The organism is Salmonirosea aquatica, from assembly GCF_009296315.1.
GTDB classification, from domain to species: Bacteria; Bacteroidota; Bacteroidia; order Cytophagales; family Spirosomataceae; genus Salmonirosea; species Salmonirosea aquatica.
The window spans coordinates 78,071-102,864 of record NZ_WHLY01000001.1 but is presented as its reverse complement, the minus strand read 5'-3'; the positions used below and the strand labels follow the sequence as shown (position 1 = coordinate 102,864).

20 protein-coding genes and 2 pseudogenes are annotated in these 24,794 nt (G+C 47.6%); 12 read left to right on the top strand and 10 right to left on the bottom strand.

The window, feature by feature from the left end:
- Positions 1 to 330: 330 nt before the first annotated feature.
- Positions 331 to 534, bottom strand: a complete 204-nt coding sequence (locus tag GBK04_RS00425) for a hypothetical protein (RefSeq protein WP_152755881.1) — start codon at positions 532 to 534, stop codon at positions 331 to 333.
- Positions 509 to 697 (bottom strand): heme-binding domain-containing protein, encoded by a 189-nt coding sequence (locus GBK04_RS00420; RefSeq protein ID WP_373330588.1) that lies wholly within the window; start codon positions 695 to 697, stop codon positions 509 to 511. Before GBK04_RS00420 ends, GBK04_RS00425 begins: the two co-directional genes overlap by 26 nt.
- A gap of 443 nt (positions 698 to 1,140) precedes the next feature.
- Between GBK04_RS00420 and GBK04_RS00415 the strand changes: the two genes are divergently transcribed.
- Positions 1,141 to 1,683 (top strand): DUF1003 domain-containing protein, encoded by a 543-nt coding sequence (locus GBK04_RS00415; protein WP_152755877.1) that lies wholly within the window; start codon positions 1,141 to 1,143, stop codon positions 1,681 to 1,683.
- Between the two features lie 820 nt (positions 1,684 to 2,503).
- Here the strand turns inward: GBK04_RS00415 and GBK04_RS00410 are convergent.
- A complete protein-coding gene (locus GBK04_RS00410) occupies positions 2,504 to 2,710 on the bottom strand; it encodes a YgaP family membrane protein (RefSeq protein ID WP_152755876.1) in 207 nt (68 codons plus the stop codon).
- Between the two features lie 237 nt (positions 2,711 to 2,947).
- A pseudogene (locus GBK04_RS00405) lies at positions 2,948 to 3,010 on the bottom strand (hypothetical protein); the annotation flags it as partial.
- Between the two features lie 554 nt (positions 3,011 to 3,564).
- Here GBK04_RS00405 and GBK04_RS00400 point away from each other — a divergent pair.
- Both GBK04_RS00400 and GBK04_RS00395 read left to right on the top strand, forming a co-directional pair.
- Positions 3,565 to 3,909: a PadR family transcriptional regulator gene (locus GBK04_RS00400; protein ID WP_152755874.1), complete on the top strand. Its 345-nt coding sequence runs from the start codon at positions 3,565 to 3,567 to the stop codon at positions 3,907 to 3,909.
- A gap of 19 nt (positions 3,910 to 3,928) precedes the next feature.
- A complete protein-coding gene (locus tag GBK04_RS00395) occupies positions 3,929 to 4,348 on the top strand; it encodes a permease prefix domain 2-containing transporter (protein ID WP_373330587.1) in 420 nt (139 codons plus the stop codon).
- Between the two features lie 29 nt (positions 4,349 to 4,377).
- Here the strand turns inward: GBK04_RS00395 and GBK04_RS00390 are convergent, their stop codons facing one another.
- A complete protein-coding gene (locus GBK04_RS00390) occupies positions 4,378 to 7,347 on the bottom strand; it encodes a Tn3 family transposase (RefSeq protein ID WP_152755870.1) in 2,970 nt (989 codons plus the stop codon).
- Positions 7,348 to 7,518: 171 nt separating this feature from the next.
- On the opposite strand from GBK04_RS00390, the gene GBK04_RS00385 reads away from it, so the two are divergent.
- The 4 genes from GBK04_RS00385 (at position 7,519) to GBK04_RS30120 (ending at position 13,533) form a co-directional block, all read left to right on the top strand.
- Positions 7,519 to 8,127, top strand: a complete 609-nt coding sequence (locus GBK04_RS00385) for a recombinase family protein (protein ID WP_152755868.1) — start codon at positions 7,519 to 7,521, stop codon at positions 8,125 to 8,127.
- Between the two features lie 94 nt (positions 8,128 to 8,221).
- Positions 8,222 to 10,363 carry an ABC transporter permease gene (locus GBK04_RS00380; protein ID WP_152755866.1) on the top strand — a complete coding sequence of 714 codons (2,142 nt, stop codon included), beginning with the start codon at positions 8,222 to 8,224 and terminating at the stop codon, positions 10,361 to 10,363.
- Between the two features lie 3 nt (positions 10,364 to 10,366).
- On the top strand, positions 10,367 to 12,964 hold the full coding sequence (locus GBK04_RS00375; RefSeq protein WP_373330565.1) for an ABC transporter permease: 2,598 nt from the start codon (positions 10,367 to 10,369) through the stop codon (positions 12,962 to 12,964).
- 251 nt (positions 12,965 to 13,215) lie between these two features.
- Complete coding sequence (locus GBK04_RS30120) at positions 13,216 to 13,533, top strand: hypothetical protein (RefSeq protein ID WP_373330564.1); 318 nt, start codon at positions 13,216 to 13,218, stop codon at positions 13,531 to 13,533.
- On the opposite strand, the pseudogene GBK04_RS31550 reads toward GBK04_RS30120, so the two are convergent.
- Both GBK04_RS31550 and GBK04_RS00365 read right to left on the bottom strand, forming a co-directional pair.
- A pseudogene (locus tag GBK04_RS31550) lies at positions 13,534 to 13,593 on the bottom strand (recombinase family protein); the annotation flags it as partial.
- A 571-nt stretch (positions 13,594 to 14,164) separates the two neighbouring features.
- Positions 14,165 to 15,295 carry a replication initiation protein gene (locus GBK04_RS00365; RefSeq protein WP_152755864.1) on the bottom strand — a complete coding sequence of 377 codons (1,131 nt, stop codon included), beginning with the start codon at positions 15,293 to 15,295 and terminating at the stop codon, positions 14,165 to 14,167.
- A gap of 854 nt (positions 15,296 to 16,149) precedes the next feature.
- Between GBK04_RS00365 and GBK04_RS00360 the strand changes: the two genes are divergently transcribed.
- From GBK04_RS00360 to GBK04_RS00345, 4 genes are all read left to right on the top strand, one after another.
- Positions 16,150 to 16,728, top strand: a complete 579-nt coding sequence (locus GBK04_RS00360) for a hypothetical protein (RefSeq protein ID WP_373330563.1) — start codon at positions 16,150 to 16,152, stop codon at positions 16,726 to 16,728.
- Positions 16,729 to 17,235: 507 nt separating this feature from the next.
- Positions 17,236 to 18,627 carry a serine hydrolase domain-containing protein gene (locus tag GBK04_RS00355; RefSeq protein WP_152755860.1) on the top strand — a complete coding sequence of 464 codons (1,392 nt, stop codon included), beginning with the start codon at positions 17,236 to 17,238 and terminating at the stop codon, positions 18,625 to 18,627.
- Positions 18,628 to 18,630: 3 nt separating this feature from the next.
- Positions 18,631 to 19,110, top strand: coding sequence for an RNA polymerase sigma factor (locus tag GBK04_RS00350; RefSeq protein ID WP_152755858.1), 480 nt, complete (start codon positions 18,631 to 18,633; stop codon positions 19,108 to 19,110).
- Positions 19,110 to 19,658 (top strand): hypothetical protein, encoded by a 549-nt coding sequence (locus GBK04_RS00345; RefSeq protein ID WP_152755856.1) that lies wholly within the window; start codon positions 19,110 to 19,112, stop codon positions 19,656 to 19,658. The genes GBK04_RS00350 and GBK04_RS00345 overlap by 1 nt, the downstream gene beginning before the upstream one ends.
- A 122-nt stretch (positions 19,659 to 19,780) precedes the next feature.
- Here the strand turns inward: GBK04_RS00345 and GBK04_RS00340 are convergent, their stop codons facing one another.
- The 3 genes from GBK04_RS00340 to GBK04_RS00330 are packed head-to-tail and all read right to left on the bottom strand — an operon-like array spanning position 19,781 to position 23,305.
- Positions 19,781 to 21,370: a toprim domain-containing protein gene (locus GBK04_RS00340; RefSeq protein WP_152755854.1), complete on the bottom strand. Its 1,590-nt coding sequence runs from the start codon at positions 21,368 to 21,370 to the stop codon at positions 19,781 to 19,783.
- A gap of 37 nt (positions 21,371 to 21,407) precedes the next feature.
- Complete coding sequence (locus tag GBK04_RS00335; protein WP_152755852.1) at positions 21,408 to 22,340, bottom strand: ParB N-terminal domain-containing protein; 933 nt, start codon at positions 22,338 to 22,340, stop codon at positions 21,408 to 21,410.
- A complete protein-coding gene (locus GBK04_RS00330; RefSeq protein ID WP_152755850.1) occupies positions 22,337 to 23,305 on the bottom strand; it encodes a ParA family protein in 969 nt (322 codons plus the stop codon). Before GBK04_RS00330 ends, GBK04_RS00335 begins: the two co-directional genes overlap by 4 nt.
- A gap of 548 nt (positions 23,306 to 23,853) precedes the next feature.
- Between GBK04_RS00330 and GBK04_RS00325 the strand changes: the two genes are divergently transcribed.
- Positions 23,854 to 24,744 carry an ArdC family protein gene (locus GBK04_RS00325; RefSeq protein ID WP_152755848.1) on the top strand — a complete coding sequence of 297 codons (891 nt, stop codon included), beginning with the start codon at positions 23,854 to 23,856 and terminating at the stop codon, positions 24,742 to 24,744.
- Positions 24,745 to 24,794: the final 50 nt, after the last annotated feature.

The following is a 24,794-nucleotide window of genomic DNA, read 5'->3' as shown; positions in this document are numbered from 1 at the left end:
GCCTACGCCATATCGGAGGATAAATCGGTTGTTTATGGCAACAGACTGACTTTCATGCTTCCATAACCGAATCCCTAAGTCCGGTTGAAATTCAGATTTCAGTCAGTTCTGTGGAAGATACAAGCTTGGCCAAAGGCACCTGGGAGTAGGTAAAGTACGGTGAATACCAAAATCTAGAAAGATTTTCAGTTAAGATTGGCCCATAAAGGGTAAAAATTGTACTTTTTCATTGCCTTTCGTTGCTTCAGAGAAGGGGCAGGCAGCCAAGTGGTTGATGCTTCCTTTCCTGATTATTGAAGCGAAAGTATTCGGTTTGGCCTTAATACGAGCCTACCCATCCAGAGCATAAAAAGCCTGACGGTCCGATGGTTCAGGCAATAGAAATCGGACCGGCAGGCTTTTTATGCTCTCCACATACGGGATTCCCTCGAACTTGTGGTTTTGAATAGCAATGGGAAGGCGGCTTAGTTCAGAAAAGTTGAGGCGCTGCTTTCCCTCCTTGAAGTTGTCAGCCCACTGGCTGCACATTTGCATACCAGGGATGACTGGTTTTATTTGTGTGGCAGTCGTTATAGGCTACTTGGACCAGGTGGTTAACGTTCTGAGGGATTTCGTATCTCGTTGAGATGTCGTAAGTTCTTTCATTAGATCTTTTTCTTTCGTCCCCAAAGAACTGCGCGATTAGAATAAGAACCATTAAGGCAAGGAATAATTCCAGTGCCATACTACCAAGGAAAGGTTTAAAATCGAGCGAAGAAAAGGTTTATTTTGGCTCTTTAAGAAAATTCTGCTGACAGAAACAGGTGGTTTAATAAGTCTTATTTTGTTCAAAATTATTGGTCAGCAGGAATTTATAAGACACAGAATCAGTGAATGAGGACGATTAGCAGGCGGAAGGCCTTTTACTATCGTTAAAGTAAGGCAAAAATGGCAAGTTACAGTTAGGTTCGCTCCCCACAGGGCTTACTAAACGTTGAGCTGCAGTCCCTGTTACTGCTGATTCTTCGGACAATTTCCGAGTATATTTACAGCTATTAGGGAAAATCAAATAGCTCTCGATGAAAGGGTTCTGAAGAGCGGGATGGTATGAGGGCTTTATGATTTTCCATATTATTCCTATTACAGAATAGAACTACCAAAATGCAGGAGGAAGACGAATTATCCGCCGAAAGCGCCATCCACATCGACCGATTAAAGGCCATTGTTGAAGAAACGATCAGGGAGGAGCAGTTAATTATCAACAACCTGCTACACCCGCCTGCCGAGGTCCTGAACCGAGGTCAGCGGGTTTCTGATAAAGTCGCGCGGTTCGGCGGAAGCTGGAAATTCATTATCATCTTCGGGGTTATACTTCTGGTATGGATCGTATTCAATACGCTGGCACCCAATCAACAAAACTTTGACCCTTATCCCTTTATTTTAATGAACCTGGTACTCTCTTGCGTGGCGGCACTTCAGGCTCCCATCATCATGATGAGCCAGAACCGCCAGGAGGAAAAGGACCGGATCAGGAGCGAGAATGACTACCTCATCAACCTGAAAGCGGAACTGGAAGTCAGAAGCCTGCACCAAAAAATGGACTTACTGCTGCAGGAGGAAATCAAAACCCTTTACAATGCCCAAGCCCGGCAAATCAGTATGCTGCAGGAGTTGAATGGTAAACTGGACAAACTGACCAGATAAATCAGCCATACGATTGGATGGATTCCCAAAGAGTAAAATGGAATGTTACTTAAAGCAACTCTGTTTCATTGCCGGCGCAGTCATGGCGCTTTCCGACGGCCTGGCGGTACCATTCACCTTGGCATCCAGCCTGAGGGGGGGCGATTGCTTACAATAGGACCATTGTCGAGGCAGGCATTGCCGAAATCATGGCTGGTTCCATAGCAATAGGGCTGGAGGGTAATTTGCAGGAAAACAGAAATAGAACACTGTGTTTCCAAACTGAAGGGCGAGTATGAGGAAGTAGAACTCGTACCCGAAAAGGATAGGGTGGACTTCACGATGAAGTTCAAGACGGGTCTAGTGCAGAAGCAAGTCGCCCCAGTCGACGAACTTCGGATGATTGTTGTGGTCCCAAGACGCCTGGCGGTGATGGCCTGTGTGCTGTCCTTACGTGAGGCATTTGAGAGTAGTTCGCTGAAAGAAAAAGTATACAGGGATGTCAGCTCATCGGTGGCCATATCGTCTTTTCATCAAGCCTTTACCAGTTTACTCCGTCACGTCCAATCGCTGGTGGTATTTATCCGTTACTTGGAGACCTTAGCGCAAACGCTCATAACTAACAAATGGTCTATGTCAGGTAACCTGAAACTTTTGTGCCACTTCTACAAGATACCCCCAACAGTTGGCCAGGTCTGTTTCGAAAATCTAAAAAACACTTCAAACAGACCCCGGATGAATACGCGGTCATCGTCTAATTGTGGAATTAGATGCAAATACTGTAATCGGGGCAAGGAATACAGATTAGCAGCGTGGTTCTACCCTGTTAACGCATGGACACCTAGCGCCGGGATGGACAGGTGTTGATTCCCACCATTGTATATAAAGGGCAAAAGCTCATTAAACTGGTCAGGAGAAACACGGCGGATAAAACAATCAGCACTATGCCTAGTGTGCCGGAAACGGTACCAGTGGCATACAGGGCAATGGCCGTGATGGCGAGCACCGTCCGAACGATGCGATCAGTGATTCCCATGTTTTTTTTCATCGGGAGGGTGAATTTTGTTCAACAATGAGACAATGATACGGTGTATCAATATCAGGATCAGTGACATTTGTCACACATGTAAAAGGCTCACGGCAAATCGCCGTGAGCCTTTTACATGAATTCCGAAGAAAACAGCCAGGCATCAGAAACCAGCCAGACATCTGGTATTCATGACCCAAAAGTTTAAAGCGCCATTTTAGCCAGGTAGAAATCTACTATCTCCAGTCCGCTATGCAATCATTCCTCGAGAGCGTCGACCGTTTTCAGCGGAGAAAGAATGACCTTATCGCCCGGTTGCCAGGGATATGTTCAATGAAGTGTGTCATTTCTTAAATTCGGGTATGGCTTCGGTCGCGATCCCCGAACACAATTGTGGTTTCTAGTGCAAAACGGGGCCAAAAGTATTAAATGATGACTGGGAGAGTGAGTTTAAGAAACAATATCCTCTATTTCGGTTGCAAGCGGGTGCGACCGTTTCGATGGCGGCTCAACCTGCTTGACCCCAAGCCTTTTTTATGCTCTCTAAAGCCCGGAGTAGGAGACGGGTATCCGGTGCGGACTCACACGACGGTAACTTTTTTTTGCCAAGTCAAGTTGGGGAAAAGTGAAGGGCCATAGGGCATTCACCTCGCTTTGTAAGACAGTTAGGTGCAATCAACATCCCTCGGTAGTCTTCCGCTGATCCACACTCCTCGTCAAGAATGGTGAATTGTACAATAGCGGACATCAAGTGTTCGATAGCGGACAGCTTCGGCGTGTTCTTTCAGACCAAACAGGGCTCGGGGCGCTTGAAACGCATTTTCCTTTTGCTGGCATTGCATTTGATCAGCAAATATAGAACTAATTGTTTGCGAATGGAACGGACCTATCTGGGCGAATTTGAAGAAATTGTACTATTGACAGCGGCGGTGCTGGCCTTGCAAAGCGAGGCTTACGGCGTGGCGATCACCCACCAGATTATCGAGGAAACGGGCCGCTCGGTCCGGCTGAATCAGGTCCATGCGGCGCTGCAACGGCTGGAAGACAAGGGGATGGTAAAATCGCACCTGGGCGAACCAACGCCCCAGCGCGGAGGCCGACGCAAGCGACTGTTCAGCATCACGGCCTACGGGCAGCATACCCTACGGGACATTCAGACCGTGCGGGAAAGCCTTTGGAGTCGCTTGCAAATACCCTTCCGCCCCGCCTTAAACCTATGAGCACCCCTACCCCCCACGCCTGGCCGACCGGCTGCTGCAGTGGCTGGTGGCCCCACACCTGCTGGAATCCCTGCTGGGCGACCTGCACGAGGAGTTCGACTACCAGGTCGGGCGAATCGGCATACAGCGGGCGCGGTGGCGCTACTGGCGCGAGGTGCTGGGTTTTGTCAAACCCCGCTTCATCCGCCGACCCAAATCACAGTATTCAACCCTAAACACCATGGATATGCTACGCAATTATTTGAAAATCGCCCTGAGGAACCTGATTAAGAACAAAGCCTACTCGGCTATCAACATTGGTGGGCTGGCCGTAGGCATGGCTGTGGCCCTACTCATTGTTCTATGGGTATGGGACGAGTTGTCTTATAACAAATCATTTCAGAACTATGACCGGATTGCGCAAGTCATGCAAAATCAGACCTATAAGGGCTTCTTTTAGTAAATGGACAAAGAATGGCGCTAAGCACTTTACGATCTCAATGGGCGTAAGCCATTCTCCTCAAATTGATCGACTTTCTGAAAAGTGTAACGGCCTAACCGGTTAATATGTGCAAACCTGGCCGGAGACAGATGCCCAAAATCATTTTCATCCACTGTGTGCCCATCCTCCTGATGCTTTTTGAGGACTTCCTGAGTATACGCCGTGTTCCAAACCACAACCAAATTAGTCAGAACGTTCAAACAGCCGGCAGTCTCTTGCTGGGCATCCTCCTGTTTCCTCCGGAGATGGCCGTCGCCACCAAACCAAAGCCACGCACGAAGCGCGTGCAGCTGCTCCCCCTTGTTAAGCTGGGCATGGATGCGGCGGCGCAACGGTTTGCTTTGCAAATATCGCAGAATGAAGGTTGTTTTAACCAGTTTCCCGTACTCTTGCAAGAGTGCCGTCAAATGGTGTTGCCGCGGGTACCCCTGTAATTTGCTGATTAGCAGTGAGGATGTTACCCACCCGCTTTTTAGTGTGGCCGCAACTCGTAGCAGGTCATCCCATCTGGCACGGACGTATTCTGGTCGGAAGTTTGAAGTGAATTTAAGCGAGGGATACCGTAAGTCCATTCCCTTAATCCGGCAAAGCCGTTGGTTTGCCAGGTCGCGCAGCCTGGGAGAAAAGAGCAGCCCTAACAAATCGAACAAGGCGAAAACAATATCTGTATATCCGCCGGTGTCTGTTGTGTGCTCTACAATTTCAAGATCTGTCTCGTTACCCAGTATTTCATCCAGCACATAAGTCGCATCCCGGATTGTCGACGGTACAGATCTACTACCATACTGGGCATACTGGTCTGAGGTATGGGTAATGAGCGTATACCCCCTGCCGTAACCGTAATAACGCGGAATGGATTGTGCATTACGGATTTTGCCGCTTACCGGAAAGCGCTGCCCGTCAGAAGAAGACAACACCCCGCTGCCCCAATAGGAGGACAACCAAAGTTCATGTTGATAGTTAACCAGCCGGACCGTAGCCCGTTTGAGAGTCTCTTCCCTGATGTAATTGGTCGACACCCACCAAAGTGACTGATAGTCAAGACCTGTACTCTGGGCCATTTCGGCCAGGGGAATATTACATGCTCCCGCAAGAAGTGCTGCATACAACAATGCCTGGTGGTCTTTACTCTTGGATTCATTCTCCAAACCTGTCAGTTCACTGGAAAATCCTGTCCAATTGTCTACTTCGACCAGCAAATCAGTTAGCTCAACCCGCGGCAACAACCTGTCGACAGCTGCCCGAAGCGCTTTTAACGAATCAGGTACGTCATCCGCCTTTAACGGAGTTACTACCAGCTCACCCTCATCATCCAGACGAATATCACCGCCATCGGCCAGTATTCTTTCCATCAGCGGCAAGTGTGATTCCAGTTCCGAAATTTGCTCATCCAACCGGTAGGGTGTTGCATCCCTGTAGCCTAAATAGGTAAGCAATTCGGTACGATGCGCTTTCCAGTTGGCTTCCGGGATCAAATAAGTATCCGGACTCGCATATTTCCGGGAGTGATTCACATAGACATCTCCCGACCGGAGCCGGTCCCGCAGCCGGGCCAGAACACTTAACTCATAAGCGGGTCTGTCAATTTGCCCCTTTACAGGCTCAACGAAGGATTTCCAGGATGGCAGCATGAATTTCATAGGTATTTCATCAGGACTCTTTCGCTTTCTGCTCGTTTGCCAGTCGGCTACCAATTGAAGCGCCTGTTCAAAATCATCCCCTGCAAAGACATGCTCGAAGGTCAGGATATCCAAAAAACTGGCAGAAAAGGATTTAATGGATCGGTAGCGGTTAACAAGAAAGTGGTGAAAAGTCCTTGGCCCTTGTTTGGTCAGCCTTTGCATGATACTGATGGCTTCTACTAACTCGCTTCTGGATACGCTGGCATATATACTAGCTCTCAATTCGGCAGCCGGAATGTTGATCTCATCCACAATAGGTTCGGCAGCCTTTCCCAAAGTAACAAGTGCGCCATCCCTGGACTTGACTTGTTTCAGTTGGTACTCGGTCAGCTCCCGCGCTGATTGGCCACAGATATCCTCCCAGTACTCATCAAAAAGCCTCAGGGTATAATCCGTGATTGTAATGTATGCTTCCAGGCAAAAAGCAACCAGCATGGGGTAACGTTTTGTGCCGGACATTCGCATCACTGCCTGATTGGTCTTACTCCTGGCCAGGACTGCAAGCCGCTTTCGACGGTTGGGATGCAGACTGCTGGTATCCCATTGTTCGATACCGAGCTTGGCAAGATATTGCCGTTTATGCAGCATGAGTTTGATTTGGTTCGCCGTTGGACTAACCGGAGGTTTTGAAAGCCAGTTGTGTGGGGTTATCTTCAAGACTGTGTCAACGGTCAGAAGCTTGTCTAATTCCTCTTTGAAGGAATCGGTCAACAGTGTCGAAAGCCGGCGATAGGTTTCCTGATGCGCTAAATCAGCTAGGGAAACCACCAGCCGCTCCAGTTCGATAATGGCTGGCCTTAAAATTCCTTCTTTCCTTAGCCAGTCACATGCCAGAGATAATAGCACATGTTCGTTATCATGCTCTAAGGCTCGCTCCAAAAGCCAACGCTCCAGGGGTACCGTATCGATTAGGGGTTGCCACCTTCTTCGTTTTAGATACGAAAGGATCATGTATGAATGTTCCGAGATCGTTTTTTCCCGACTTCCATAATTGTTAAGGCATCGCGGATCGTCAATGGCCAGTTGTCCCGCAACATAATTGATCAGATTGTCCGGTACCTTCCGGTACCATTCCTGGGGCAAATGGTTCATCAACCTTATAACCGTCAACTGGAGGGCAAACCCTAGCCTGTTGTGATCACGCCGCATACCGGCTACCAGCAGATGATCTGTTGGGGATAGAAAACAATACCGGATTAAATCCTCCTGCGGTAGATCAGATGGAATGCTTTGATAACGTTCGCGTTCTTGATCAGAAAGAAATTCAGCGGGCATAGTTTTGATCCGGCGGAGTGGTGGCAAAAAAACGTTCGTTTACAGGTACAGCTCCTTACTTCTGGAAAAGAGGCGGAACCTGGTGAAAAAGTTGTATCCAAAACTTATCTACTTTATGAATGTACCGTATATTGCGAATTAATGAGTATCAGATACAAACTACAAAAATCAATGCGGGTAGGATACGCACGGGTCAGCACCCAGGAGCAAACATTAGATTCGCAGACCGATGCTTTACGTCAGGCAGGTTGCGAACGGATTTATGAAGACAGAATATCCGGAACGAAGTCCCGTAAACCGGAATTTGAATTGATGATGGGTTTCTTACGTAAGGGGGATACCATCGTAATCTGGAAGCTGGACCGGCTGGGGAGGTCGACACGTGGGCTTATTGAACTCGTTGAAGAACTTGGCAACAAAGGCATCCATCTGGTGTCTCTCAATGATCCTATCGATACTACTTCACCCGGAGGCTTGCTAGTGTTCCAAATATTCTGTGCGCTTGCTGAACATGAGCGCAATGTCATTGTGCAGCGTACCCGTGCCGGACTCGAGTCGGCTCGTGCCAGAGGGAGAAAAGGTGGTCGACCAAAGGGATTAGCTGTAAAATATCAGAAGATGGCTCCTTCGGTAAGGGATCTTTATGAACTAGGCCAGCAGTCTACAACCCAAATCATGAATTCCTTTCAGATTGGAAGTCGCAGGACATTGTACAAGATACTTCGTCACGCCGGGGTTAGCATCAGGCCGGTTGAGCGCTCAATACGTAAGGATGATTGAAATTCCCGGGCGGCGTTCCGCTTAGCGCTATTCTTTGGTCAGATACTAAAAGAATCCCTATAATGGCGTAGTTGGTACACAGCAACATAATCCGATGCCGCTGGGCAATGCGTTGCGAACGCAGTTTGGCTCTTCGTTTAAGTACGTTGTCATGTCGTCAGCAACTATCCCGACGATCTTGTCTGTCGGTAACGATAAGTTTACCAAAGGAGGCCGGTATATCGAATCAAATGCGCCAGATATGCTGAGTCTGCACATGATTCACGGAGTACGAACCGGCCTCAAAGACCCCAACTCAATTCTGCTATCGAGGTCAGTTGCCCAGGTTTTTTTCGGCAATCAGGACCCAATCGGTAAAGCCGTAAAAATCAACAATGGTATCGACGTGAAAGTGGCTGGTGTGTACGAAGATTTTCCCGAGAACTCCACCTTCAATGACGTGCTGTTTTTAGCACCGTGGGACATTATAGCCCGGGATACAAAGAATAAAGAGGACTGGGACGCCAATCAATTTATGACCTATGTCCAATTGGCCGATAAGGCGGATGTCGATCAGGTATCGGCAAGGATAAAAGATATCAAGATGAAACAGGTGCCTCAGGAAAGTAAATCATATAAGCCGGAAATGTTCCTGTTTCCAATGGCTAACTGGCATTTGTATTCCGATTTTGAAAATGGGGTTAGTGTCGGTGGACGTATTCAGTATGTCTGGCTTTTTGGCATCATCGGCGCCTTTGTATTACTGCTGGCCTGCATCAATTTCATGAATTTAAGTACAGCTCGTTCCGAAAAACGCGCCAAAGAAGTAGGCCTTCGGAAAGCGGTAGGATCGTTACGGACGCAGCTGGTGATCCAGTTTTTCAGCGAATCGTTACTGGTTGTTGGCGTCGCTTTTGTGCTGACGATTGGGTTGACGGTACTACTACTTCCTCAATTCAATGTGCTGTCTGGGAAGCAACTTTCCCTTATTTGGGAAAACCCGTATTTCTGGCTGGGTAGCGTGGGTTTTATCCTGCTTACGGGACTGTTGGCAGGGAGTTACCCCGCTTTGTATTTATCTTCTTTCCAGCCCGTTAAAGTCCTGAAGGGTGCTTTTCGGGTTGGACGATTTGCTGCCATTCCCCGCAAAGTTCTGGTGGTGGTGCAATTCACTGTTTCGGTAACGCTCATCATTGGTACGCTTATCGTATACCGACAGATTCAGTTTGCGCAGAGTCGTCCGATTGGGTATGACCGGAACGGATTGATTATCTTCCAAACGCCTACTCCAACCGTTCACACGCATTTCGATGCCATCCGGGATGAACTAAAACAGGCGGGCGCTATCGCCGAGATGACCGAATCGCACAGCCCCATGACCGATCTGTTTTTGGCGTTGGCCGATTTCGACTGGCCCGGTAAAGACCCGAATCTGCAAGCCAGTATTGGCGTCATTCAGGTATCGCATAGTTATGGAAAAACCGTGGACTGGCAAATCCAGCAAGGACGGGATTTTTCGAGAGCACTTGCTTCTGACTCATCGGGTATTATACTGAATGAATCGGCTGTCAAACTAATGGGACTTCAGCAGCCAGTTGGTAACATCATTAAGCTAAGAAATCTGTCGTTTCGGGTAATTGGTGTGATTAAAGATATGGTGATGGAGTCACCTTATGAACCTGTTCGGCAATCAGTGTATCTCATCAACGATCGAAAGGGGAATTTCGCTATTCTAAAACTGGCTCCTCAAACAAGCTCGCATGAAGCTCTGGCGAAAATTGAAGCCACGCTCAAAAAATATGATCCTGAATCTCCCTTCGATTTTAAATTCGTCGATCAGGAATACGCCCGAAAATTCGATGATGAAGTACATATCGGCACATTGGCATTGGTTTTCACGATTCTGGCTATTTTCATCTCATGCCTGGGTTTGTTTGGACTAGCCTCGTTCGTGGCCGAGCAGCGTACCAAAGAAATCGGCGTTCGGAAGGTACTGGGAGCTACGGTGTTTAATCTCTGGCAGTTGTTATCCAAAGATTTTGTGGTGTTAGTCCTGATTGCGCTTGGCATTGCCACCCCCATCGCCTGGTACTTCCTGAGTGACTGGCTTGCGAAATACGAATACCGCACCGACATCTCCTGGTGGATTTTTGCGGTTTCGGGTGCGGGAGCAGTAGTCCTCACGTTGCTGACAGTCAGCTACCAGAGCATCAAAGCGGCTCTGATGAATCCGGTCAAAAGCTTACGCAGCGAATAAGCCGTGAAACCTACCCCACCGCGCCTGGCCGACCGGCTGCTGCAGTGGCTGGTGGCCCCGCAGCTGATGGAATCCCTGCTGGGCGACCTGCACGAGGAGTTCGACTACCAGGTCGGGCGAATCAGCATACAGCGGGCGCGGTGGCGCTACTGGCGCGAGGTGCTGGGTTTTGTCAAACCCCGCTTCATCCGCCGACCCAAATCACAGTATTCAACCCTAAACACCATGGATATGCTACGCAATTATTTGAAAATCGCATTTCGGAATTTAGCGAAGCACAAAACGTTCTCGGCAATCAGTATGCTTGGCCTTGCACTGGGTATGGCAAGCAGCTTGCTGATTATGCTTTGGGTGCAGGATGAGAAGAGCGTCGATGCATTCCACGCCAACAAGCAGCAATTGTATCGGGTCTATATGCGGGAGTTTTTCAGCGGACAATTGCAGGGAGTAATCTGGACGCCTGGCCCATTAGCCGACGAATTGAAGCGATCGGTTCCCGAGATCAAGTATGCAACTCCTCACGAGGGAGTGGGTAATCAAACATTTTCCGTGGGTGATAAAACCTACAAGCAGGCGACGAATGCGGTGAGTGCCGATTTCTTTAAAATGTTTAGCTATAAACTCCTGCAGGGTACACCGGAAGCCGCCCTAAAAGACAAAAACTGCCTGGCCATTTCCCGGAGCATGGCTGAGACTTTTTTCGGTAGTCCCGAAGCCGCCATTGGCAAAACCATCCGATTTGATAACCGTAAAGACTTATTGGTGACCGCCGTATTCGAAAACACAGACCAACGCAGCACCTTACAGTTTGACTGCCTGCTGTCCTGGGAGGATTATATTGAAGAAAATGAGTGGGCTAAAGGCTGGGGCAGTACCAATCCGCTTACATTTTTCATGCTTCGATCCGATGCTGATCCGGCTCGGGTGGAGGCAAAAATGAAGCACCTGCTCGACAAATTCAACCGGGATGAAGGCAAGCCGCAACCCACCGAACTGGCCATGCAGCCTTTCCACGAATATTATCTCAACGGCAATTTCGAGAATGGAAACATAGTGGGCGGCCGTATTGAATATGTTCGGTTGTTTACCATCATAGCCGTATTCATTTTACTCATTGCCTGCGTCAATTTCATGAATCTGGCCACTGCCAGGTCGGCTAAACGGGCTAAGGAAGTTGGCGTGCGAAAAGTAATTGGAGCCGCCAGGTTGCTATTGATCGGGCAACTTGTTGGCGAAGCCCTGTTGATGGCCTTTCTTTCCGTCATTCTGGCCGTATTGTTTGTGGCCTTATCCCTGCCAGCTTTCAACAGCCTGACTGATAAGCAGATTATTTTACCTGTCAACGCACTTTCATTTTGGGGAGTTTTGGTTGGACTGGCCCTGATTACAGGCCTGGTGGCTGGAAGTTATCCTGCTTTTTTCCTGACTTCGCTTAGTCCGGTTCGGATTCTGAAAGGTACCTTCAGATTTGATAAAAATTCTATCTGGCTCCGTCAGGGATTGGTTGTGTTTCAGTTCGCCCTGTCAATTATCCTGATTATTGGCACCGTCGTCATCTATCGGCAGGTAGCCTACACACAATCCAAAAACCTGGGCTACGACCGCGAAAATCTCCTCTACTTTCCGTTAGAGGGCGATCTGGTCAGCAACTACGACCTGCTCAAGGATGAACTTACGAAGCTTCCGGGTGTAAAGCAGGTATCTCACATGACCGAATCGCCGGCATCAAGTGGCTTCGGTACAGAGTCAATAAACTGGCCGGGCAGTGATCCAAACAACAGGGTTCGTTTTACACCGGTAGGTGTCGGTTACGATTTTGTGAAGGCCATGGATATAAAGATTCGCGAAGGCCGGGACTTCTCGAAAGAATACGCTACCGATACAACTGGTTTTCTAATCAACGAAGCCGCCCTCAAGGTAATCGGATACCAGCAACCCATTGGGAAAACCCTGAATTGGGGGAGCTCGAAGGGCACAATTATTGGCGTATTGAAGGATTTCCACTTCCAGTCTCTGCATACGGCAATACGACCCATGATTGCCTACCTACGTACCAAAGAACGCTCTGGAAATGTGATAGTCCGGATCGAAGCCGGTAGAACCAGTGAAACTGTCGCCAGTCTGGAAGCCGTCTGCAAAAAACTAAACCCAAAGTTTCCCTTTACCTATTCGTTTACCGACCAGACTTACGCCCGACAGTATAAGAGCGAACAGATTGTGAGCACACTTTCGAACTACTTTGCTCTGCTGGCTATCTTTATTTCGTGCCTGGGTCTTTTTGGGTTGTCTACTTTTACCGCCGAACAGCGTACCAAGGAGATTGGTGTCAGGAAAGTAGTGGGCGCGTCTGTTGCGAGTATTGTCAGTCTACTCTCGCAAGATTTCCTGAAGCCGGTTGCCGTTGCCATTATGATAGGATCGCCGGTGGCCTGGTATGTGATGAACCGATGGTTGCAGGGTTTCGCATACAAGATTGATATGGAGTGGTGGATGTTTGCGCTGGCAGGCTTGCTGGCCGTGGGCATTGCCCTGCTGACGGTCAGCTTCCAGAGTATCAGGGCAGCCCTGGTCAATCCCGTGAAATCACTCCGTTCGGAATAAGCCATGAACATGGCTGTCCAACCCACTACCTAAGCAAGTCGCTGCTCACCCGAATGCACCCCTACTGGTATGAGAGGGCAAGCAAGACTTCGGCCACCCTGCGGCGATTGCTCAATGTGGCATCGCCGGGTCGCCCCTTAGGTTTGTGTTATGGTAATAAACTAAGAATGGTTAGTTTTTCATCAGTCAACCAGGGTGGGGCGATCTAACGCATTTACCTCAGGCAGTCTGAGTGCCCTGAACTACCTGCATTGAGCACCTACACGGATTTGTTACTGTTTACCTTATTTTCCTTGAAATCAGGGCTCTCGTACGATCTCTTAGGTTTCACCACCGGCATGGACGGCTCGACCGCCAAGCGAAATCAGGATATTGGTATATCCGTACTGGGCCATTCTTTGGCAGCCTCAGGACATGTCCCCAAGCGTGGTTTTGACAGCGCCGAGGAGTTCAAAGAATACTACCAGGGCAAGGGTGCCATCCTGATCGATGCCACCGAACAACGCACACAGCGGCCGGGCACCCGTGATCTTCTCTTCAAAGATGCGGTCGCAGCCGTGACGTTGTAAGGCGTCAAGTTGCGTGTCGGTGTTCTGATCTACGGCCGAAACCCTGGCGTATCCAAAAATCTAGTTCATAAAGGACAGTCCGTCGAAACGGTCAACAAGTTAGGTTCATCAGCATAAAGCACGATTCATGTGTGAACCTACTTTTTGGACCCCATTTTTGGGACCAAGTCAAAAAGAAACCCCTCCTTCCTGTAGAGCTCAGAAAGGTATGGCTTGTTGAACCCCTGTTAGTCCCAAAGCCCCGAAGTGCCGCCGATGCCAGAAGTTTGTTTAAGACGAGTATAAAAGGGAAACTTATTTTTGCTAGGGGTATGCCATTCGAAATGGTCCGTTTTTGGAAGGGAGGCAATTATGGATATTTTCATGGCCTGGGATTAGCCTGTTTCCCCAAGGGTAGACTGGAAACTCCCTGTATGGGAGTCGCGGTGAAAATTGGAACTTTGTATTGTGAGAACCAATATTTGTAAGGGTTAACATATTCTGAGAGGTCGGCTGCTTCCTGCAATCTATCGACTAAACCTGTTCTCGCCTGTACTTCGCTCCGGGCTTTCCACACTGTATGTTCGGCTACAGCTCATATCCCTTAAGGAGCGCTTAATATAATTTCTTCTTCCCTTCTATTCCAATAAAATTAAGGTTTCCTATCTTTTGACGGGAAGTCAATGCCGCCTAAAATGGATCCAATGGATTGAACCGTACTTGAACGGACCTCCGGCCCAAAAGGTAAAACTGACTGTTGCTTGTCGGCAGGCTTGCGCATTGATGGTTTTACCTTTTTCGGAGCTTTCATTTGATCGATGCCGAGCGATTTAACCAGGTAAGCCGTTTGGTTCTTCACATTAGGCCTTAGGCCGTTGGCAAACTCTGAGTCCAACTGGAAAAAGTTGTCTAGCAATCCGTAATCAGAAACAATGACATCTCTCTGCCAGCTTTTTAGCTTATAATTATTCATCAGCCGCAAGGCTGTTGCGACGGCTTCGTGAATGGGCATCTCTTGGACAATTTTCCGATCTTCATCAATATACTGCATAGCAATTTGCTGGGCAGTTTTTATGAAGAATCGTAACTCGATGATTCGCTTACCTTCCTTTTTGTTGGGTTCCCAATCCAAATTTATTGCGGCTTTGTTTTTCAGTTCTTTTTGAGCCACCATCAAAGCATTCTTTTTAAAATCGTAAAAAGAATAGCTTTTCGGACAATTGAGCATCATCATTAGTTGATCCACAGCGTAAGTGAACTGCATCTGCCCCCTATTTTGGTACATGCTTACAATTTCAAAGATCCGTTGCGCGTAAACCGAGCTGAGAGAAAGCATGACATCAATGTCGTATTTAGTATAGCGCTGTCCGAGTTCAGCGAAATGAGGAACCATTTCAGAAAACATCGTTAGCTCAATTACCCTTTTGCCATCCACTATCTCAGAACGGACGCGCGGGAAAGGTGTGATGAAGTCGAATTTATTGCGGTTGTCATCGCGATAGATCAAGCGCTTTGATTGCAACGATTCGGCGGCATCGGCAATTTGCTGATGGTGATCCCGCGTGAGGGAGGAAAATGGGATATTTACAATCACATTCGATTTGGGCCTCAACTCTCCTTTTAAAGCCAGGTGGCCAATCTGATTGACAACTAAAACCACGATCTTTTTCTCCAGTTCCGTAAATTCCTGTTTGGACTCTGTGAAGAGGTTAGGCTGATAATTGGTAGGCCGTTTGTTAAAAACGGGAGCTAATTGATCTTCAATTGATTGCTGGCCTTCCATGAGTGATTGGTGTCAGTGAGCTGATGTCCAGTTATTAATCCAAATCTAAGAAAAGGAGTTCGTTTTGCCAAACTCGGTTTTTAAGGTTAGCTGACACCGCCTAAACCTCGGTTTTCTCGCACTTTGAATAAGAGATGCATTATTGTAGGTTATCAGTGGAGGCCCTAGGTTCTCATTACAGCACCGCTTAAACCTCGGTTTATTAAATAAATGTTTATTCGCCATACCGCCTAAACCTCGGTTTGTAACGAGAATGCCCTAAACCCTAACACCGCCCAAACCTCGGTTTTCTATATACTGCATTTAAAAAGGAGAATAAATCTTCCACTTGAGCACCAGTTATCCACATTACTCTACTTAAGATCATCACCGCCTAAACCTCGGTTTCCTATATGCGCACCGCTTAAACCTCGGTTTGTCCTCCGCCTAAACCTCGCTTTGCTCCCTCCTAAACCTCGGTTTTCAAATAGTGGAACTCCGCCTAAACCTCGGTTTTACACCGCCTGAACCTCGGTTTTCTCTTTATAAAATATTAATTTACAAAACGTTACACGGCTTTTAAATCAATCAAAAAAGAATTGATAATAGATAATAGATCAAAACCTTTATTTTTTATTGGAAAGGGAAAAGAATAGTTTTTATGAAAACACTTATTTACCTTTGAAGTAAATAAGTGTTTTATTTTACATATTATGGAAGTCACAGAAAAGAAACAGCCAACTCAAAGACAGAAAAATGCTGATTTAGGAGTAGTCAGACAACTTGTCAAGGCCCAGAGCATTCAATTAGAGCCCTTAACAAATCAGGTTAGTGCCCTACCGAACGACCCTGAACTTGAATACTATTTCGTTCCCATGGAATTTATGAAGGATTATAAGCCCTTTTTTCCAGCCGATAAGGCACCTTATAAGAATCTAAAATTGGTCAACTTCAACAAACCCGCTATTTCATTATCTTTTTTTAGCAAACACAAATACACTGTCAAACGGGATAACGACCCAGAAGCAATTCTTTTGCATCTGAAAAATCACCGGGAGGAGCTGTTTGAATGCTCCCTATTCAAGCCGCTGGACAGTGAACAGGAAAAGCAACTTCGGCAAATTGACGAGTTGTTTCGTAACTACCGGGCTAATCCCGATTCATACCAAACCTGCTTTTCCAACTACTACCATTACTACCGATATTGGTATTGCTCCTATCGATACTTTGAAGATAGTGCTAACACCAAAGCCGATAGTGAGAGTGTACATCTCTTGAAGCACACCGAACGAATAAAAGGGCAAGTCCACGAGCGTCTTAACATAATCTTTATCGACATGAACTATATCACTCAGCCCATACCTTACGACAACAAGCTCGTAGATCGAGAACTGGAAACCTACCCTATCCAGATCAAGCAGGGTACTACCACGTTATTTATAAAGAAAATGTAACTAGTATAAAATAAGTAAGTATTCTGTTAATGAATCAGTTATACTTCACAGCTTTACTGTAACTGGCCCTAACTACTCAAAGGTATAATTTCCCCCACGGCTCTCGCTACGGAGTTTACAAACCATCCCTAAGCCTATAAGCGAATCTCAGGTCGTGAAAAGATTAAGAATGCATTATGTTGCTGTCCAATGATGTATCTTCGAAAACAAGGTGCTTGGGGTAGTCATTCCTTCGCGCCCCTATGGTTTTGCTTGACTATAACCCGCCGTCGCCGACTGAATCAAATACCACTTCCTGAGCGGCTGTCCATTATCCGTTCAATACCTTTCTTTTCCAGGCCCCATCGAGCTTTCGCCGCCGTACAATGCCTAAGGTGAGATCTTTGATGATTTAACTGTGTTCGGTTCTTCGTTTTAAATCTCTCTGGCAAATCAAGGTTCACAAAAATTCAGGATCCTCTGTAAGTTTTTCTGCATTGCCGCAACCTATGGTGAAAAACAATAGCTATGAACCTCCATAAAATCCTGACTACCGTTTTAGCCCTGATGTATTTTCATTGTCCGCGTGGCTACGCCCAGACCGAGTCAGCCGCTGCCAAACTGCTCCATGACTACTTGATCACGCAGCATCAGAGGATGGGGTTCAACGGCGTGGTAATGGTAAGTGCCAACAATAGCCTCATTTACCAGGACGCAGTAGGTATGGCCTCCAAAGAGTTAGACGTACCCATCACCCCCCAGTCCGTTTTCCGAATTGCGTCTATCACCAAGCAGTTCACCGCCCTGCTGACCGTCCTGGCAGCCAAGAAAGGCAAATTCGCGCTGACGGATTCACTCGCTGGATTCTTTCCCGAATTGACCGACCCCACGTGGCGGAAAATCACCCTGCACCAACTTTTGACCCATACCTCCGGCTTACCCCATAACGAGGGCATTGTCAACTATTGGAGCGTCAAGTCCTTTCTGCCCCTGAGCGATAAACAGGCAATGGCTGAAATTTTTGATCTCAAACTACTGGCCGAACCCGGCAAGGAAACCCATTACTCAAGCCCTGGCTATTTTCTATTGGCCGGTGTGTTGGAAAAAGTCTATCAGGACACCTACGCCAATATTTTGGCAATAAAAATAGGAGAACCGCTCCGGCTGTCAAATACGGGCGTGGCTTCGTCGCGAAAAATGATTCCCCGGCTGACCAGCGCCTACCATATGCTGGGCGATTGTCTGATTGTGGCTCCCAACCGTGATTTTAGCCTGATGAAAGGCTCTGGCGATTTGTATGCGTCGGCGGAAGATTTGACCCGATGGAACAGCAGTCTGTTAGACGGCACACTATGGCCCGGGGAAATAAAAGAGAAGCTGTTTTCCGTTCAGAACCCGCAACCCGTGAACGGAAGAGAAGACGGCTACGGCTACGGCTGGTTCATCAGGCCTGGCGGAAACCGGACGCGGGAAGCTTACTACACGGGCGGCGGTACGTTCGGGTGCTCTGCTATCTCGGTCATTTACCCGGAGGAAAACATGTCCATCGTAATTTTGAGCAACGTGTCCGCCCTGCCCGTCGACGAACTTTGGAAAGACGTGGAAAAGATTGTTTTCGGGGATGATTTTGAATTGCCTGTAGTTCATCAGGAAAAGAAACTTCCGGCGGGACATGTGGGCAAAATACCGGGAATCTACGTAGGGGAGAATGGTATGCAACTCACTATCTCTCTGTCGGGAAACCAGCTTTACGCCAAACTGGGTAGCAATCCGGCTTTCGAGATATATGCCGAAACTCTTTTCCAATTCTATGGCAAAAAGGTGGCGGTGGTGCTGCGCTTTCAGCCCGATAAGCAGGGGAACGTTACGAGAGTGGAGGCTGATGGGAAAGGTCAAAAGTTTACTTTCAAAAAGCAATAAGCCATGGAGCAGACCGAGTTTCTGGCCCTCATCGATCGACACCAAGGAATTATCCACAAGGTGTGCCGCCTGTACCGTGACACCCGGGAGGATCAGGAGGACCTGTTTCAGGAAATCGTCTACCAACTGTGGCGCTCCTTGCCTTCGTTCGTTGGCACGGCCAAATTCACCACCTGGATGTACCGCATCGCCTTGAACACCGCGATGGCCACCCACCGGAAGAATAAGCCACAGCTGGTGTCGGGCGACTCCCTTCCCGAACGTGCCGACGAGGATGGGGACGCAGAACGTCAGCACCGCGAGGAAAAAATGTTTGCGGCCCTGAAGCAGTTAGACGATCCCGAAAAAGCGCTGATCGCCCTCTATCTCGATGACCTGAGCTACCGGGAGATAGCCGAACTCACCGGCCTGACTGAGAACCATGTGGGGGTGAAGCTCAACCGCATCAAGACAAAAGTCAAGAAAATTTTAAATATAAACTGATGGAACTCGACGAGCTTAAATCCGACTGGAAGAACCTGACTCCCGACACGAAGACGGGCGATGCGCTGTTCCAAATGATTCAGAGAAACAGTCACCCGGTTCTGAAAGGAATCAGAAGGCAGTTAGTAATTGAAACGGCCCTGTTTACCGTTTTCCTGCTGGTGTATTACAGTGGGTTTAACGGGGACCAAAAACCGCTCTATACCAACGTTTTGCTGGTGACCGCGATGCTGTTGGTCATCGGCCATAATATTCTGGGGTACCTGGCTGCCCAAAACATCGTCGCAGGCTCTGACCTGAAAGTATCGCTCGAAAACTACCTTGTAAAAGTCAGAAGGTACGCTATCGTGTCGGTATCTTCCCGAGCGGCTGCTTTTATTTGCCTGATCCTGTTTTTTAGCTCGACGGTTACCTTTTCAAGCGGTAAACTGCTTGTTTTACTTGGCATGTTACTAGTAATTCCCGTTCAGGTCTTCTTTCTATCGAGGATATGGAAGAAAAGGATTGGAAATTTGAAAGCAATGTTGAAACAACTGGTTGAAAAATAGCAGATCAATTGTGAAAATAATTATTACGAGCCCAATGGTGCTCGTTGAAGTGAGTGGCGAGGGAAATTGTACGTTTGAGTAGTTAAGCCTGGCGTTGGCCGATTTTTTTTTGATAGCACCGCCTAAACCTCGGTTTTCATTCTCTGGCTGAATTCAGGGGTCTGGGTTGCCCGTACCACAAAGCCCTGCTCGATCACAATCTCGACCTGGGGTGATAGAAATCCGTAGGGCAAACGCTCGCTAAGCACATAGGCTTTGTTTGTTTCTACTTTCCCCTCCCCTACTTCCCGGAGATTTAGCATCAAATCCGCCATCTGACGTGGTAAGTTTCCGTTGTGTAAAACCTGGCCAGATTCGTCCCGGATAACATAGCGGGATTCCTTACCCAGTTCCACCTCCTGCGTAAGATCCGCATTGAAATCTTTCATACGAGGTTTCTGAATTTTTACCCGGTGGTGTAGCGCGGTCAGGGTAAGCAGGGATTCGCTGACCATAGCCAAGGCGGCGGACGATTCGGGAATGCTGATTCGTACGCTGCCACCGACTTGGTTTACTTCGATCAGGGTACCCCCATCATTGAACGCCTCGATCTTTTTCAGCAGTCCTTCTCGGACAGTATGATAACGTTCCTCCTCCGGCAGTTGATAGGCAATGCGTCTGCTTTTGGCCGTGATAGGATTCACAGGAAACAGATCGCTGATCATTCGTTGCACGAATTGTAAGTCATAAAGATGACCTTTCGCGTCTCGGTCAAAACTCAAAACCAGACACCAGTCCTTTACTTTATTAAAAGACGCGATGTAGCGAAAGGTTGTCTCGACCTGCTGTCGGGTGAGTTGGCCGCCCGTTGAAAAATACACGGAATCGAAAGCTTGGTCACCGTCGATGCTCCGCAGCTGCCGGTGGGAAAGGGCATCGATGGCGCTTTCCAGTACGTGAAACCGTTTGACTTTAAGCGGCGGGTTCGAGATGAATACGCTGTTGATGCGATCGCTGCCGGAGGCGTGCAGCTTTACCTTGTCATTTCTGAGTTCCAAACCTACCACCTCAGTGGACTTCCCGTTGTAGTAAGGAAAGGCGACATTGGTGAAGCGAATATATTCTCGTTCTGGGTGGACTTTAGTCGTCATATAGCCTACCGCCCGGTTCTCGCTTGGATCGAAATAGGCAACGTGGGAGAATATCCGACCCTTAAATTCAGGACGTTGGATAGTTTCAGGAGCGATGTGCCGCCGGTTGAGATAATTCTCTTCTTCCAAAGGTCTGACATCGAATAACGCTTCGGTGAAGGGTTTTACCGCTACTGACTCCCCTACCCTTTCCAGTGGTCGACGATTTTGACTCACCTGCTCGGGGTCGATGCGAAGATAATCGTAAAGTACATGGGTAATGTTCCTAAACTCGTGTTCTCCGGGATGGTTATAAGTCGAGAAAACGGTAGAAAGACGGTTGCGAATGAAATCGATTACTGTACCTGAATCAGTGAAATCTCCGGCCCGCTGGTAAACTTGTTGGGTGGGGTCTTTGGGATTTTTGATAATGATCCGGTCTCCGTGTCCAGGATGTTCCAACACGGGTCGGGTGCGGCCTTTGCGCGGCAATAGCTGATACCCATAATGAACTGCCAACTCGATGATGGAGACATTTGCTCGTAGCTCCGGCACCGGAATCAGATTGGGGAAACGCTCTTTTAACTCATCGAACTTGGTCATGGGAATAAACTCTTAGCGTGGGGCCCGAAAAAAGAGTTCAAGATTCTATTCCCTTTAATTTTTCCGTAGCCTGAATGATTTTGTCGCACAGCTTGGAAACCGATTGGCTTCCATTCCGTAGTTTTCCAGCAAGCTCGTTGATTTCCTTGATCAATTGTACCCTTTCTGAATTGCTCTCCTGGTTGAGTTCGGGCTTGGGAGTTGTAGGTTCGGACGCGTCGCCGCGTGCTAAAGCGATAATGTCTGATTTACGCATTTTGACCTTACCACCCAGCACATCTTTTCTTAATTCAGCATTCATGCTGTCGATTCCTATTGCAAAGTCGGCGTCTCGTTTGATAGTCTTCGGACTAACGTTGAATTGCTCCGCCAGTTTTTCTGCCGTCGTCCCTCCTACTTCATAAGGGTCAATTTGTCCTTTATGCGTGGACTTCAAATTCTCGATGTCTTGCTCTATTGATTTCCCCTTAATTTCACCTCTGGATGCATAAGGGTCAAATTGTCCCTTATGGTTTTCCCGCGTGTATTTGCCTTTTTCCAGCTTCTGGGTGTTATACTTTTTGCCACGTAGGTAAGAAATTTGTTCTGGTGATAAATTCCTCCTACCTAGTTGATTATCAATCATATATTCCTTCACCTCAGCGAAGGAAACAAACGTGGATAAGTTGATTCGGTAATCCAGCCCATGTTTGGTGCAGATTTGGTACCGATTATGTCCGTCGATCAAGATGTACTCTCCTTGGCGGGCTGACTCGCTGTCTTCCGGCACCTCCCATACCAGAAGTGCCTCCCGGCAGCCTTCTCGCAAAATGTTGACTTCGAGTTGGCCGAATTCTTCATTTTGCAGCGGCGGGATGAGGTCTTCCAACTCGGGCAGAATCTTGATCTTGTTGCGAATCTCTTCATGACGCATTAGGCCCTGATCCTTAATCATGCGGCTGTCCTGGAGAAAATTCTGATACTTTTTCACGCGGTTTCTGATTTAAGAGTTTTGATTTTCAGTATTTCATCCGCCAGTTTCATGTAGTCTTCAGCGGCGTTGCAATTAGGTGAGTACGTGAATAAATCCTGCTGGGCGATCTGCGATTCTTTGACCGTTACATTGTTGCGAATCTCGCTTTTGAAAATCCGGAAGTTGCCAAGGGTCTGATTAATATAGTCGATCATGTCGCGGTGTACCTTCAGGCGGCGATCGACCATAGTCAGCAGAATGCCCTCGATTTTGAGATTATAATTGATTCGGTCACGCACCTGAAAAATTCTGTCGAAAAGATTGGAAACGCCTTTCATAGCCGAAGCTTCCGGCTGCAGCGTAACTAAACATGAATCTGAAGCCACCAGAGCGGAATTGGTAAAAATGTTGAGTGCAGGCGGACAGTCGATCAGAATGTAGTCGTACTGACTCAGCAATGGGGTGAGCGCATTTCGCAATTGATTGACGCCACCTACCGCCTGCACGAGTTCAAGATCGGCGTATGCAAGTTCTAAATCGCTGGGAGCTAAATCGTAACCCTCGGCGACAGGGTGGATAAATAGCGGGGTACTTTTCAATAAGGTATGGGCTACTTGCGCTTCGGGTTCGTCGACACCCAGAGATTGGGAAAGATTGCCCTGAGAGTCCATATCTACCATGAGTACCCTTTTACCCCGAAATGAGAGCGCACGACCTAGGTTAATGGTCGTAGTGGTTTTGCCAACCCCGCCCTTATGATTAATAATGGAAAGCACCCTGGCCTGATGCTGGCTTCCTGATGACAAACCGTATTTTTCCAACACAGGAGTCAAAGCGGCCAGATGCCGATCATTGAGTGTACGCTTTCCAGCGATGGCTTTTGAAAGGGTAGAGGACGGAAGAGCCGCTTCCTTCTCCAGAATTGACACAGATAAAGCTGGATTGGTGCCCAGAAATTCAATAACATCCTTATTAGAAAACATAATCAACCTGTTTGTCTGATTTTATAGACAAATAAGGATATAAATTTTTAATAAGTCAATAATATTAGACTTTTTTAGAAATTATTTTATGCTATTGATGCCGTAGAATGGCAGGAATAAAAAATAGATGATTAAACGTTGGGCGTTTCCCTGCGGGCCGGGCCACTACGGGGTACGCTGCGCTCCGTGCTAAGCACAAGGTCTCCGCCCTTCCCTCTGTGTCCCTAACGCAAATCGGATGTTCATTGATGAACCTTTCATTAGATTATAATATTGAAAATTTCGTATTGAAAAATTATAGGATTTTAAAACAGCATTATTATAAAATTTATAAAGTTATTCTATTCCATAGAAATGGTATTTATCGAGCTACAATTCGCGATTACCGTATTCATTCAGATTCAAAAGACTAATGGCTTTCCTACTTAAACAAAAAGAATAGAAGGGAACAAAAGCGTCAGTATGTCATAATTTCATTATATCAATGTTTCAAAATATTGATATAATGAGTATCTTAGTATTGTCATAAAACACTAAACGACAATACGATGAAAGCGCAGCAGAAAGAAGTATTTGACATTTATGGATTTATCAATGGTCAAATAGTGAAGAAGTTGGAAAACGGGGTGATTCCGTGGCGTAAGCCCTGGAAAGTTACAGTGGTGGACGGGCAGCAATATAGCATCCCCCATAACTACGCCACTAAGAGACCTTACAGCGGAGTAAACGCTTTTTTGCTGGCCCTCACCCCTTACAGTACGCCTATGTTTTTGACCTTCAACCAGGTAATAGAGCTGGGTGGAAAGGTGAAAAAAGGTGCCGTCAGTTTACCCGTTGTTTTCTGGAAGCCACTAAAACCCGAGGAGGGCGACAAGAGAGAAAAGAATCGGTTGATTTTACGCTATTATCGCATATTCAACATCGAGGATACAACCTTGCCCGTCAAGATTCAGGAGCCGGAGAAGGAAACCCGGCCCAAGGTTGTCGAAGCCTGTGAGCATATTATCGACCAGATGCCCAATTGCCCCCGGCTGATAAACAAAGACCTAAGCCGATGCTATTACGCGCCCGCGCTCGATGTCATAAACATGGCCCCGGCGCAAAACTTCAAATCGCCGGAGGATTATTACAGCGTCTTGTTTCATGAACTCGTCCACTCAACCGGACACAGTAGCCGATTGAACCGCCCGGAGATAACAGAATTAGCCGCCTTCGGTAGCCAGACCTATACCAAGGAAGAGCTAACCGCCGAACTCGGAGCCGCTTACCTCTGTGGAATTAGTGGCATCAGCGCCCAGACTATCGACAATAACGCCGCCTATATTGCGGGCTGGCTGGATCGACTGCGGGATGATAAACGCTTTTTCTTTGAGGCAGCCCAGAAAGCCCAACGAGCCGCAAATTTCATTCAGAATATTAGCTACCAAACCGAATCGTGATCCTTTGCCTGGCCGTCTATTTATGAATTATAGGTGGCCAGACATTTTCT